The 11,975-nt window shown below is 60.1% G+C and carries 19 protein-coding genes and 1 tRNA gene; 8 read left to right on the top strand and 12 right to left on the bottom strand.

Annotation, left to right across the window (positions count from 1 at the left end; translation table 11 throughout):
- Positions 1–425: DNA-processing protein DprA (locus tag EN738_RS21130; RefSeq protein WP_145966893.1), on the top strand; the 425-nt coding region annotated here is incomplete at its 5' end.
- Between the two features lie 3 nt (positions 426–428).
- The gene (locus EN738_RS21125) at positions 429–827 is read left to right on the top strand and encodes a hypothetical protein (protein ID WP_245494597.1); all 399 of its coding nucleotides are present in this window, start codon (positions 429–431) and stop codon (positions 825–827) included.
- 98 nt (positions 828–925) lie between these two features.
- On the opposite strand, the gene EN738_RS21120 is transcribed toward EN738_RS21125, so the two are convergent.
- The 3 genes from EN738_RS21120 to EN738_RS21115 all read right to left on the bottom strand — a co-directional run bounded on the left by EN738_RS21120 (position 926) and on the right by EN738_RS21115 (position 2,963).
- Positions 926–2,068 (bottom strand): hypothetical protein, encoded by a 1,143-nt coding sequence (locus EN738_RS21120; RefSeq protein ID WP_127285401.1) that lies wholly within the window; start codon positions 2,066–2,068, stop codon positions 926–928.
- A 98-nt stretch (positions 2,069–2,166) separates the two neighbouring features.
- Positions 2,167–2,343 carry a hypothetical protein gene (locus tag EN738_RS35610; protein WP_189340646.1) on the bottom strand — a complete coding sequence of 59 codons (177 nt, stop codon included), beginning with the start codon at positions 2,341–2,343 and terminating at the stop codon, positions 2,167–2,169.
- A gap of 77 nt (positions 2,344–2,420) precedes the next feature.
- The gene (locus EN738_RS21115; protein ID WP_127285400.1) at positions 2,421–2,963 is read right to left on the bottom strand and encodes a J domain-containing protein; all 543 of its coding nucleotides are present in this window, start codon (positions 2,961–2,963) and stop codon (positions 2,421–2,423) included.
- A 284-nt stretch (positions 2,964–3,247) separates the two neighbouring features.
- Here EN738_RS21115 and EN738_RS21110 point away from each other — a divergent pair, with 284 nt between their 5' ends.
- Positions 3,248–3,460 (top strand): hypothetical protein, encoded by a 213-nt coding sequence (locus EN738_RS21110; protein ID WP_127285399.1) that lies wholly within the window; start codon positions 3,248–3,250, stop codon positions 3,458–3,460.
- A gap of 117 nt (positions 3,461–3,577) precedes the next feature.
- Here the strand turns inward: EN738_RS21110 and EN738_RS35605 are convergent, their stop codons facing one another.
- Together EN738_RS35605 and EN738_RS21105 are read right to left on the bottom strand one after the other, a co-directional pair.
- Positions 3,578–3,721, bottom strand: coding sequence for a hypothetical protein (locus tag EN738_RS35605; protein ID WP_189379657.1), 144 nt, complete (start codon positions 3,719–3,721; stop codon positions 3,578–3,580).
- A 206-nt stretch (positions 3,722–3,927) separates the two neighbouring features.
- The gene (locus tag EN738_RS21105) at positions 3,928–4,821 is read right to left on the bottom strand and encodes an SMP-30/gluconolactonase/LRE family protein (protein WP_127285398.1); all 894 of its coding nucleotides are present in this window, start codon (positions 4,819–4,821) and stop codon (positions 3,928–3,930) included.
- A gap of 182 nt (positions 4,822–5,003) precedes the next feature.
- Between EN738_RS21105 and EN738_RS21100 the strand changes: the two genes are divergently transcribed.
- Together EN738_RS21100 and EN738_RS21095 are read left to right on the top strand one after the other, a co-directional pair.
- Positions 5,004–5,330, top strand: a complete 327-nt coding sequence (locus tag EN738_RS21100) for a hypothetical protein (RefSeq protein ID WP_127285397.1) — start codon at positions 5,004–5,006, stop codon at positions 5,328–5,330.
- Between the two features lie 110 nt (positions 5,331–5,440).
- Complete coding sequence (locus EN738_RS21095; protein WP_127285396.1) at positions 5,441–5,764, top strand: c-type cytochrome; 324 nt, start codon at positions 5,441–5,443, stop codon at positions 5,762–5,764.
- A 535-nt stretch (positions 5,765–6,299) separates the two neighbouring features.
- Here the strand turns inward: EN738_RS21095 and EN738_RS21090 are convergent.
- Complete coding sequence (locus EN738_RS21090) at positions 6,300–6,725, bottom strand: SgcJ/EcaC family oxidoreductase (RefSeq protein ID WP_127285395.1); 426 nt, start codon at positions 6,723–6,725, stop codon at positions 6,300–6,302.
- Between the two features lie 133 nt (positions 6,726–6,858).
- On the opposite strand from EN738_RS21090, the gene EN738_RS35600 reads away from it, so the two are divergent.
- Positions 6,859–7,023: a hypothetical protein gene (locus EN738_RS35600; protein ID WP_189605908.1), complete on the top strand. Its 165-nt coding sequence runs from the start codon at positions 6,859–6,861 to the stop codon at positions 7,021–7,023.
- 980 nt (positions 7,024–8,003) lie between these two features.
- On the opposite strand, the gene EN738_RS21075 is transcribed toward EN738_RS35600, so the two are convergent.
- Positions 8,004–8,363 (bottom strand): hypothetical protein, encoded by a 360-nt coding sequence (locus EN738_RS21075; protein ID WP_245494596.1) that lies wholly within the window; start codon positions 8,361–8,363, stop codon positions 8,004–8,006.
- Positions 8,364–8,409: 46 nt separating this feature from the next.
- On the opposite strand from EN738_RS21075, the gene EN738_RS35595 reads away from it, so the two are divergent.
- Entirely contained in the window at positions 8,410–8,631 is a 222-nt protein-coding gene (locus EN738_RS35595) for a hypothetical protein (RefSeq protein WP_189605910.1), read from the top strand.
- A gap of 29 nt (positions 8,632–8,660) precedes the next feature.
- On the opposite strand, the gene EN738_RS21070 is transcribed toward EN738_RS35595, so the two are convergent.
- From EN738_RS21070 to EN738_RS21060, 3 genes are all read right to left on the bottom strand, one after another.
- Entirely contained in the window at positions 8,661–9,389 is a 729-nt protein-coding gene (locus EN738_RS21070; RefSeq protein WP_127285394.1) for a hypothetical protein, read from the bottom strand.
- A gap of 87 nt (positions 9,390–9,476) precedes the next feature.
- Positions 9,477–10,115, bottom strand: a complete 639-nt coding sequence (locus EN738_RS21065; protein ID WP_127285393.1) for a hypothetical protein — start codon at positions 10,113–10,115, stop codon at positions 9,477–9,479.
- Positions 10,088–10,163: transfer RNA gene (locus tag EN738_RS21060), tRNA-Lys, on the bottom strand. The genes EN738_RS21065 and EN738_RS21060 overlap by 28 nt, the downstream gene beginning before the upstream one ends.
- A 287-nt stretch (positions 10,164–10,450) precedes the next feature.
- Between EN738_RS21060 and EN738_RS21055 the strand changes: the two genes are divergently transcribed.
- Positions 10,451–10,912, top strand: a complete 462-nt coding sequence (locus tag EN738_RS21055; protein ID WP_127285392.1) for a BA14K family protein — start codon at positions 10,451–10,453, stop codon at positions 10,910–10,912.
- Between the two features lie 95 nt (positions 10,913–11,007).
- Here EN738_RS21055 and EN738_RS21050 read toward each other — a convergent pair whose 3' ends face one another.
- Together EN738_RS21050 and EN738_RS21045 are read right to left on the bottom strand one after the other, a co-directional pair.
- Complete coding sequence (locus EN738_RS21050; protein WP_127285391.1) at positions 11,008–11,484, bottom strand: DUF6882 domain-containing protein; 477 nt, start codon at positions 11,482–11,484, stop codon at positions 11,008–11,010.
- Positions 11,485–11,523: 39 nt separating this feature from the next.
- Positions 11,524–11,975, bottom strand: a 452-nt coding sequence (locus EN738_RS21045; protein ID WP_245494595.1) for an FGGY-family carbohydrate kinase, incomplete at its 5' end; no start/stop codon positions are given.

Genomic DNA, 11,975 nt, shown 5'->3' with positions numbered 1-11,975 from the left:
GCTCAGGCTCGCTGATCAGCGCCAGGCTGGCCGGCGAGATGGGCCGCCTGGTATTCGCCGTGCCCGGCTCGCCGCTCGATCCGCGCGCGGCCGGCTCGAACGGCCTGCTCAAGGACGGCGCCACGCTGGTCACCGAAGCGGCCGATGTTGCCAGCGCCATCGCGCCGCTGGCTGGCGTGCGCGCGCCTAGGGTTGCGCCGCTGGCAGAGCCGCCCGACCTCTCGGCGACGCCGCCGCCGCGCGAGGATGATCGCGCCGGCGTGCTCGAGGCGCTCGGCCCGACACCGGTGGCGGTCGACGAGATCATCCGCCATACCGGCTTGAGCGCCGCGCAGGTGTCGATGGTGCTCCTGGAACTCGACCTCGCCGGCAGGATCGAGCGTCACGCCGGCGGCAATGTCTCGCTGGTCTTCGGAGAGGCTTGATCCTTGAAGCCTGTCGCCGGCGAGCAGTCGAAGCAAACACGGATCACACGCATGGCCGCTCTTGCCTGGGCGGGCTTGAGTGTCGTGCTGGCCCTGCAATGGTCCATGGACCTCAGCATGGTGGGTTTTCCGGACGGCTACATAACCCCGTTTGCAAAAACCACGAGCCCGCTCCTGGGGGTTCTGACGGCCGCTTGCATGGCTCAGGGTCTCTACTTCCTGTTCGCTGGCCTGTTCGGCAGAACGATGAGCGCGATCGGGCTCGGCCTGCGAATCCTGATCGCCGCCATCCTCACGGTGGCGCCGGTGTTGGTCGTAAAGGATTGCCCGCATTCCGCGACATGCAGCGCGGCCTATGAGGCGCTCACCAACACAATGATGGACGATGGGATGGGCGGCTAGGGCGGTTCAGCGTTTCATGGAATCGCCGAACCGTCCTAAGTTTTTGTTTTGACGCAATTCCGGACGGAAAACCGCTGCGCACTTTTCCTGGAATTGCTCTAGCGGAACAGATATTTCGACACTTCCGGGTTGCCGCGGCGCCACATCACATTGTCCAGGAAGTAATGATGGACGTTGATGAATATCAGCACGATGAAGAAGAACAGCGATGAGCCGAGGACCTGCCTGTCGTAGGGGATCAAGGCAGTCAGCACGAACGGGATCAGCCAGAAACCGAGATAGCCCAGCGCACCGCCTCCGACGATGAATCCGAGGACACGAAGCCGGTAGAGAGGGCCGAGAAACGACAGGATCTTCGGTTGCGGATCCTTTCCGGCATCCTGGCCGTCGCGCTCGACGTTGGTCTGATAGCGCCAGACCACCGCAAGGTACTGGAGCGAGTGGAGCGCGGGCACTACCAGCAGCCAGAGCGGGTTTATCCTCGCGATCAGGATCCAGAGGTAGAGCGATGCGACATACGCCACGATGCCGTTGTACGGCAGGCCGCCGCCGTTCTTCCGCCAGCGGCCGGCCAGCATCAGGACCGTGGCCGCGGTGGATGTCAGGGCCACCAGCAGGGCAATGTCGGTGATCCACGAAGGGGCCGCGAATGTGTAATATTCCAGGCCATAGTATTTGCCCGCGGTGACCGCCGTGTTCGTCTGCAGCCAGGCCAGGATCCAGACGGCATAGCTGTTGACCAGCAGCACCTTCTTGTCCCGGTCGTCGAAGAATTTGCGCTTGAGCACGGCATCCACCATCAGCATGCCGTAGCCCTGCTTGACGTAGTGCCAGCCGACGAAGAAGAACATGGCGTTGGTCGCATATCCCAGCAGCCGTGTGTTCGCCGTCGCCGCGCCGTAGGCAAAGAAGGCGCTCATGATCAGGGGAACGGCGATGCCGGCGAAAATGTAGCGGATCCGGAGGCCCTTGTCGTATCCGTCGCCGCTCACCTTGCGCCCGAAATTGCGGTAGAAAATCTGATATGAGTGGGCGAAGTGGGGATAGTTTACCAGGTAGGCCACGAAGACCATCGTAGCGGCAACGAGGCCTTCGTATTCGAGCGGCACAAGAAACAGAAGCGGCAGGATGAGAAACGCGCTGCCGCCGAGCATAAGGAAGTCGGCGATCGGGCCGAACAGATATTTCTGGGGTTTCGCCACCGCGGGGGCCAGGGTGTCCGCCGAAAGGTGAAGTGCCATGTATCGCCTCCCTTGCGAACGCCGACTCTAGCCGCCGCCCCGTCTGGCGACAAGCTTGGCGCCGCCGGCCCACGCCCTCGTTGTGGATATCGAAGCCATCACGAGACGCGTTTCGGCGACTGCAGCTCGCGCCCCATCCTGGCTGCCTGAAAGATCGTCATCAAAACCAGGACAGGCTCGCCATCGGTCGGATTGATCATCAGGGCGACGCGGCCAAGCTCGTCGCTCATGGCACAGTTCCAGTCCTTGATCGCGATCACCTTTTTCTCGGACAATTATTGCCCTCCCCTGGCGCCCTTTTGTGCCCTTCCGCTGCGCACGAGCCGACTGTCGGAGAACTCCGGGATGTCCTTCAATCCGCATGATCCAGCAGTTTGGTGGTGATCGTGGCTTCGCGACGGTGTTCGGCATTGGCCCGATCGATGCCTTCCACGGTGATGGCGAAAGTCCCGTTTTCGGTCCTCGCTATCCAGCTCTTTGCCTTCAGATACCAGAGATGAAAATCCAGATGCTCCCGCGGGCAGCCTGACAGGCGTTCGAGCTCGTCATCGCCAATGCCTGGATTGTTGACGTCCTGGCGGCGTCTTACATAGAGAAGCGTCAGCAGTTTCGCCTGGATCACGACATCCCGCTCAAGCCCCTTGGTATTGCTGGCTTCCTCGGTCAGCTCACGGCGCAGGCCCAAATTGTCTCTGTACTGGATGTCGTACTGCGCGCGCTTGACCGGATCCTTGAGCGTGTTGTGGGCTTCCACGATTTCGCTGAAGCGTGAATCATCGCCGGTGTCCCGATTGTCGGGATGATAGCGCATGGCAAAATAACGAAATATCCGCTCAATCGTTTCCGAGTTGGCGTTCGGGCTGATTTCAAGAAGTTCGTAGTAGTCAGTGAACATTGGTGGTGCTGCCTCGAATCTACACCACTCCCCCGCGGTCAGCTTCGCGCAACTGGTACCCACATGCAAGCTCGCTTCCCGCGAGGGACTGGCTGGCGACCAGCGCCAACTGGCGCACGGCTACCTCTGTCCCGGTTCGGGACCAGAAGCTGGCACCTGTCTTGCGTTGGAGAGATTGCCGGGACACCTCCACCGGTCCTGATCGTGGGGTCGGGTTGTCAATCTCGCCGGGCCATGGGTTTGGGGTTTCATGCCCGGCGAGTCTTTCTTTCAACGGTCCAACAATGCTGAAGCTCCGCCGAAAGCCGCAACTCAACTATCCGAACAGTGATCGCTTCGGCGAGGACGGCCTGCGCCTCTATAGCGCCTACGAAGCGGCGAAGGTTCGACAGCGATTGCAACAAGGTGGGATGAAACGCATCCGGGCAGCCGCGATCGTCCTGGCCGCCATCGCTTTTGTGCTACTCGTGATCGCTTTCCAGCTGCCCGGCGGCTAAGGGCCAGGGCGCTCGCAGTTTGGGCTGGTGCCTCGATGGCGCCGGTTGGCGAGCTTTTGAGGCTCAATGGCTATCCGGCCAAGCTACCGGCGTCCCTGCCGGCGCTGACTCCTCGATTCAACGCTTGTAGCCGGTAGGCAGATCGGCCACTGCCAAGCGGTAGCTGCGCTCTACTGCCGAAGAATATCGGCCTTCGTTGGCCAGATTGTCCCATATGAAGAACACGGCCACGACGGCAAGGATCAATAGAACCGCTCGCATCGGAAAGCCTCCCTCATAGCGGCCCGGCACCCGCGGCGGGGTAGGCCAGTGAGGCCGGGCCTGACCGGTGGGCCTTGGTTGGGGGCGTCGCCGGCTGAGCTATTTTAGGCCATTTCATGCATCATTGCTAATTTAGTAAAAGGCGGCATGTGTTGCCTGGCCGTCAGCAAACCGGGGCCTTGAGCTGATGCCAATCTGGGTAGCTCCTAGCGCTTCCCCTTCACCCTCATCTTGAGACCGTAAACACTGGTGGTCGCGGTGATGAAGAGCAGGTCGTTATCTTTGCCAGCAAAGGTCACATTTGTTGGCGTTTCCGGTACTTCGATACGTTCGATCCTTTTGCCCGTCTTATCGAACACCATCACGGCGAACTCGGTAAGATAGACATTGCCCTCCTCGTCGATGGTCATGCCGTCTGAACCGAAATCGCAGAAAAGACGTTTGTTCGTAAGCTCGCCGTCGGGATTTATGTCGTAGGCGTAAGTCTTGCCCGCGCCGTAGTCCCCCACGTAAAGCACCTTGCCGTCTGCCGTACCAATGATGCCGTTGGGCTTAAACAGGTCGTTCGTCACACGCGTAACGGTCTTGTGGTCGGGCGTGACAAAGTAGACGTTTTGCCCCTCCACCCTCGTACTTTGGTCGTGATCCGAATAGAAATCAGGGTCGGTAAAATAGATGCCGCCGTCTGGACGAATCCACAAGTCATTCGGGCCGTTGAATACCTTGCCGTCGAAGTTCGTCACAAGCACCGTGACTGTCTTGTCGGGTGCGATGGACCACAGTTCGCCCTTCTCGGGGGCAACGACGATCAGGTTGCCGACCTTGTCGAAATCGGTTCCGTTCGCACGTCCAGCTGGCTTGAGCCAGTCGGAGAATTTCCCGTCTGCCGCGCTCCATTCAACAATCCGGTTATTTGGGTCGTCGGTAAAGAACACATTGCCATCACCATCCGCCGCCGGGCCTTCGGTGAATGAATAACCTTCAGCCAACTTTTCCAGCTTCGCACCTGGGGCGATGATAGGCGAATCCGCTGCGAAGGTGGAACCGGCTGTGAGCGACAGAACGGCGAGAAGGATGCTGAATGCTTTCATTGTTCGCATGATTTGCTCCTCCGGAAAAATCACTTTGTGCCTCTGGAGACCGCCGAACAAGCCTTTCTGAAGCTTTGGCAAGCGATTGCTCTGGCGTAGCGGCCCGGCGGCCGGCGCGGCGAATTGGTTCGCAAGCGTCTGCTAATATGTGGATAGCCTGTCGTCGAGCCGCCGTGTTAAATTAGGCGGACATGGCGAAGCTCTTTTTAATCGCGCTCACCATCGCTCACAGCTGGTACACCGGCTACCACGATCCGGTCACCGGCTATGAATGCTGCGACGCCAAAAAGGACTGTGGGGTCATCGCTCCGCGCTTTGTCGAGCCGTTGCCAGGTGGCGGTTTCAATGTCCGGACCGGATCCAAGTCCCGGTATTTCATCCCCAAGAACCGCGTTATAGAAAGCGAAGACAGCCAGTATCACATCTGCCTGTCCCCGCCGTTTTCTTATATTCGGTGCTTCTTTGCGCCCCGTACCGAAGCGAGCCGGGAGAGGTCAGCACTGGATCACTTCGAGTGAGTGTAATCAAGCTACAGCTAATATAGCTCGCTACGCAGCCTCACCGGGTGTAGGGTGCCTCGTCGTCCGACCTAAGGCCACGGACGATGGAGCATTCACGGAGCATAGCTATGCGTGGTTTGATCCTTGGCCTGGCTGCCCTCGTGGTCAACTCATCATTTGCGCAGGCAGCAGGCGACAGCATCGCCGGCCGGAAAGTCATGGTGCAATGCCAAATGTGCCACGGCACGGATGGCCTCGGCAAAATGTCTTACACGCCCAATATCGCCGGGCAGAAGTACGACTATCTGGTCCACGCGCTGATGGCTTACAAGGCCGGAGAGCGCAAGAGTTCAATGATGTCGCTGGTCGTCAAGAAGCTGAGCGACGAAGACATCGCCAATGCCGCGGCCTACTATGCCGCGATCAAGATTGCCGTCGAAGTTCCGCCCTGATAAGGCACGATCCTGTCGGGCATTGACGTCTTGCGCTGCGCTGCATGAAAAGCACCGCCGAAGAAACGTCTTCGAGTTTCGCCGCGAAACTTGCTCCCTCACGAGCGTGGCGGCCCAGCGGCCGGGGGTGTGGGTGGGGTGGCGCGACCGCCGGGCCTAACCGGCAAACAGCAAGTTTGGGGGACGTTTGTCGGCGACGGAATTATAGGCCGATATAACGGCATATAAAAGCAGAAGGTGGCCGACGGCTGCGCGCGTGGCTAGAGGGCGAACCTCTCAGCCTTGAAATCAAGCTACAGTGATTCCTGCGTCTCAAGCAGGACTGCTTCTTGGAGCAGAGCCTCTGCACCCGAAACGACCTCATCAAAAGCCATCTTATTAGCGGCTCGTTAGAGAAGTCGTAATTGCGGTCAATACTCTCACCAGCAACGAGCTGGAAGAAGACACGGGCACCATCTACCAGGCCGTGCTTGACGCCATCATTCACCGGCGGCAGGCCAGAATAGCTATCCACTCAAACCCTGCCGCAAGGTCCTCACCTTGCGTTGGAGGGAGGAGCAATGGCCCCTGGAACAATGTCGGTGTTCTGGGCCACCTTTATCCGCCAGCCCGACTGTTCTTCTTTAACAATCAGAAGCAGGATGCCCTTCCGTGCTCCGGCCGGTGAGCCGTCCGGAGCGGATGCACCGGTCAGCGTCCAGACATAGTGCACCGATGCAACGCCTGGGGATAGTTCGACAATTGACGAGACAACACCCTCCAATCGGCTCTCACGAAACATCGTTTCATGAGTTGCGCGGTGCGCCGCTTCGATCTCGCTGCGGTTCTTCCACCACATGCCCACGACATTTACGAAGTTGGCGTCCTCGGAGAACAAAGCACCCAAGTCGTCCATATCGTGTCGATTCCAAGCATCGGCAAAGGCTCTCCCGGCGTCGGCAGGTCTGCTGATCGGCCTCATGACTTTAAGATCTTCCTTGCTTCTGCCAAGCATGCGGTGGGGATGGTAGCCGCATCGTCGGACGTTGTCACCGGAACGGCACGTGAGACGTAGCGGGCTTAGTTTCTGATGCGGTGGAAAGCGTGCACCAAAGGTGGTTAGTGCCGTCATCGAAAACTTTGAACAGTTCCGCAGCCAGGGATTCCCGCTGTTCGCGGTCTTTCTTGGCTATGCGTCGCTCGTCACACAGCCGATCAAATACCCGCTGGAGCAAGTCCAGATCAGCGGGTTCGTACACACCACTGTTGCGCGGCAATGACATTTGCTGGCTGCCTCCCCCCTAGGCAGAGCACGGGAACTCCTCACTCCCCTCGTGCATTGTTTGCTGTAGCGGTCGATTTCTCAGGAATGTAGCCGCTCCCAAACCAATAGGCCTTCCGCCATTTCCCTTTGGCAGAAGGCCTATTGATTCAAGCGCTACGTCGCTTCGAAAGCGCTTGCCATAACTTCGCTTCGCCCGTGATCCCGTTTTGGAAAAGGTCGAGGACCTCATCTGCGAGAGCTTCCCTCTGTTCCCTATCTTTCTTGGCAAGGCGGCGCTCGTCGCACAGTTGGTTGAACACCCGCTGGAGTAAGTCCAGATCAGCGGGATCAAATATGCCGCTATGGCGATGCCATGGCATTGCCGTCCTCAAAGCGGGCTCCGGTTCAATGCTGGCGGCCCAGCGGCCGGTAGAGGGGGGGCGGGTCGGCCGCTAGGCCTAACCAGCAGAACGGGGTAGGTTTGCCGGCTGACTGCGCATTATAGCACCGCTCATTAGCGTCCGCTAATTTATTCATATTGTCTGCAACGCGCTGTGACTTCCCTGGCCGTCTTCGATGATTGGCTGGTGGCGAATGCGTACCTGCCGGTTCCGTATGCGCTGGACGAGGAAAGCGCCGTGGAAGGCAACGCATGATCAACTCACCACGGTGTGAGTGCGATTACTTTGGAGCCCGCGCTATAGGGTGGGCTTGCGTGCATGGCATTTTCGCGACACTCTCAACTCCATGTCGAAAGAACAGATCGGTCTTCTAGTCAGCGCAGCATTTGGCGCCGTACTCGGCGAGGTCATAGGCTACACTCTGTTCGCAATCTCCGTTGGCCTACCATTCGGCTTTTGGCTTCACCGTCTCGGTTCGCACACTTGGCTGATTCACGGCGCTGTATTGGGTGCCGGGGCATGCTTGCTGATAAGGTATGTCAACGCGGTGAGTAAGCGCTGAAGCGGAAACGACGGGCGCAGCCCGATTCGCTTGCTACTGCTCCGAGAAGTCTTTCAACGAAGCGTGGCGAAGCTTCTCCTCGCCCTTGAGGAACCTGACCCGCCCCACCAGACCCGGCTTGAGCCACTCGGCCTTCTCTTTGGCGAGCCCTTTCGGCGGCGGTGCGCCGGCCTTGCCCAGAGCACGGTCCCATAGAGCCTGCCGCTTGTCGGCTTTGAGCGTGACGAAGGCGCCTCCCATGTAGTGGCCCTGTTCCGCCATCAGGACCATCGCCGGCTTTCCGGTCTCCCGCTTCACGCCGATGATGTCCATTTCCTTCTCGACGAAGCATTTGATCTTGCGCCAGTTTATGGTCGAGCCGCTGCGGTACAGGCTGTCGAGACGCTTCGACACGATGCCCTCTAGGCCGGCCTCGCAGGCAAGATGATAGACGGCGCTTTTGTCGCGCTGGGCGCCGCGTGATCCGGTCGGCTCGCTCGTCGGCCCCACCGGCGGCACGATCTCCGAAATCGTGCGCGGCCTCGCCGCCGTGGCGCATCGGGATTTCAAGAAAGGCGACGTCGACGCGATGCTGCGCTTGATCCCCGGCACGGCCCTGCCGGGCATCAAGACGGCGATCAGCGTCGGTGCGAAGCCCTATCTGCTGGAAGCGGTGGAATAGTCGAAAGGCGTTGGCGCGCTTTGGAGCCGCTATTTCCAGAACTCGCGCACCTGATCGGTGGTGACCTCGGCAAACAAGGTCGCGGCGCCGAGCACCACCGCGTGATCGTGCCTAAACTGGTCCCGGATCGGCGCGCGGTCAGGATTAAGCGCATCCATAGTGTCGACAAAATCCAGCGTCGCCCTCGTCGCGTGCGCCCACAGATCGCCGACGAGAAGCTTGAAGCGATCAGGGTGCGGAACTGGCCCGATGAGCTTTTTACCTACCCCCGTGATTTGCCACGCGAGGCCAGCGGTGCTGGGATGACTTCCTGCTTCCGAATATAGATCGAAGCTCTGCTTGAGATCGTAGTTCGCCGACCCCCGCTCCTTGGCAAGCTTGTCGAACACCTTGCCGAAGCTGAATTTCCGGTAGCGGTCCTTGCCGTCGGTCTCGAACCATTCCTGCGCATCGGCGGGCCGATAGCGGAAATACTCGATCAACTGGTGGCATTCGACCAGATCACGAATTTGATGGCCGGCGGGCGACCAGAAGCCAGCCAAGGCCAGTTGGGCGGCGGCCCCGCAATTATTGATAATGCGCACCCCAAGGTCGACGACGATCAGATTGGCCCGGTCGGCATTCCAGTTCCCGCCGAGAACAACGTCTTGGATCAGCCGGACGCATCCAAACGTCCCGGCGCGGAAGGCATCGCCGAGATTGCCGTTCTGGATTAGTGGAAGGTGCTGCGCCTCGACAGCGCTGACATCGAAAAGCATTTGCCCTTGCCATCGTTGTTCAGGATCAGCCTAGCCAAGGATGCGACCGATCACTTCGTAGCTGTAGTTCAGAGAAGGCATCGCTCGTCACCCCCACATGAAGCCGGTGAATGTATCGCTGTCGACAATTCGCAGCTTCATCTCCTCGCTATAGCCCTTGCCGAACCATCCTTTGTAGTGGATGCGGATCGGAAACTCGGCCTCGTTTTTCCAAAACCCTCCGTCCCCGCGCTCCGTCGTGCCAAACGAGCAGGACACCTGCGCGCCATTGTGCAGGACCGGGATCAAGTCCTTCCTATCGAAGCAGGCCAACCAATCCCGCTTGTTCGCTTCGTTGGCGCCGTTTGCAAGGGCAGCGTTCAAAGCGTGCGGGCTCGCCACCTCGAACCAGACGTCGCGCGCCGGGATCGATCCCGAATTGAGCACAACGAGATTGTAGGCGATGCCGGTGTTGCCGCCTGCATGCGTCTTGACCATAGCCGTGACGATCGGGCGAAACTGCCGCCTCCAGAAATGAACCGAAAGCCCGAGGGCCACAGTCGTAGCAATGACGCCTGCGACGTTGACCCAGTCCACTTTGCCGACCCAATCGAAGTCCAACCGCCCCTCCCCATTCCACGGACATAGCACGGACACGAAATCGCGCGGACACGAAAACCGGTACTTACCTCTCACAACTAACTGATTTACTTGAGTTTTGGTGAGCGCGATGGGATTCGAACCCATGACCTACTGATTAAAAGTCAGTTGCTCTACCGGCTGAGCTACGCGCTCCCGCGGGCTCGAATAAGGCCGCCCTCGAAATTGGGCGGAACATAGGGAGAGTGCATCGACCGGTCAACCGGAAAAACATGGCCTCCAGGCCGTGTCCGGCGCGGCATTGTGAGCCATGCGAGCGTGCGCGGCACAGCGCGCGAGAGGGTCGAAGGCTGGGCCTTGCCTCCAAAGCGCTGCTACCATCGGGGCGCATTCTGCAATCTGGACGGGAACGTGGGAACAATTGCCTACGTCACCCGTTTTTTTCCCACAAGGGACATCAACACCCTTCGAGGAGAAGAGCGATGAACAGGATCGCATCAAGCCTGCTGGCGGCCGCGCTGTCGGCTTCGTTCGTGGCAGCGGACGTCATGTCCGTGAATGCCCAGCCAATCTATGCGCCGCAGCCGCAAGGGCTTTCGTCTGATGTCCAGACGGTTCAATACCAGGAGTGGCGACGGCACCGCACCATGTCGCGCAACCGCGTCTATTCGCGCAACGGTGACATGTACTGGAATGGCCATCGCGGCTATCGCGAATATCGCCGCGGCTATCGCCGCCATGGCGACTTCTGGTTCCCGCTGGCTGCTTTCGCGACCGGCGCGCTGATCACCGGCGCCATCGTCAACAGCAACCGGACCGGTGTCTATCGCGGCGGCGATGCGCATGTGCAGTGGTGCTACGACCGGTACCGGTCCTATCGCGCCTGGGACAATACGTTCCAGCCGTACAACGGCCCGCGTCAGCAGTGCATTTCGCCCTACTGACCTGATCATCGGAACACGGGAGGCTGCGAAGGCCCGTGCCGGCAACGGCACGGGCCTTTCGCGATATCCCGGTCGCAAAGGAAGTGATGCGCGGATCAGCTGGCCCAGCTGATGGTTTTGAAGATCAGATACAGGCCTCCGCCTTCACCGCGCGGGGAGCGGTAGGCGCCGAGCGCACCGCAGATTCGAACCATGGCGCCGGTCAGTTCCCAGCCGAGCGCCTCAAGGTCGTTGTTCGTATCGAGCACATAGGCCTGAGCCAGTTCGTCGATGCCATTTTCCTCGCCGAAGGACCGAACCCGCCTAGCGTCACCGAGAAGCTCGCCGGGCAGGTTTGAATTTGCCCAGGCCCACAGCCAGTTGTCCGCTTTGGCGCTCGTAGAGCCCGCAATCTGGATCTCGCTGACCACCTTGACGACGCCTTGGTCTGAAAACAGGAGCTTTTCTGCCTTCAGATCGCAGTCGTAGCGCGGCCAGCTGCCGAGGCGGAAATCCTTCTGCAAGCGGTCGTTCTTGGCGTTCAGCTGATCGAATGCCTCTTCGCGCCAGCCAGCATACCAGTCCGGATCCATCCCCCCTCGCCCCCAGCACTCAGCGCCTGATGGGGCTTCTTATGGCACGCTCAGCGTCCTGCGCACAGCGTCGCGCCAGCCCGCCAGCTTGGCGGAGCGTGTCGCAGCGTCCATCTCCGGCTTGAAACGTCGGTCGAGCGCCCAGGTCTTGGCGAAGTCCTTCGCCTTCGGCCACACGCCCGCCTTCGACCCAGCCAGCCAGGCGGCACCGAGCGCGGTCGTCTCGAGGATGGTCGGCCGGTCGACCGGCGCGTCGAGGATGTCGGCCAGCCGCTGCATCGTCCAGTCGGAAGCGACCATGCCGCCATCGACCCGAAGCACGGTTTTCGCGGAAGCCCCCTTCCAGTCCTTGCGCATGGCGTCGAGCAGGTCGCGGGTCTGGTAGGCGACGCATTCCAATGCCGCGCGGGCAAACTCCGCCGGGCCCGAGTTGCGGGTCAGGCCGAAGATCGCGCCGCGCGCCTCGGCATCCCAATGCGGCGCGCCAAGCC

It is taken from the genome of Mesorhizobium sp. M4B.F.Ca.ET.017.02.2.1 (genome assembly GCF_003998955.1).
GTDB lineage: Bacteria > Pseudomonadota > Alphaproteobacteria > Rhizobiales > Rhizobiaceae > Mesorhizobium > Mesorhizobium abyssinicae.
This window is presented reverse-complemented; position numbering and strand designations above follow the sequence as displayed.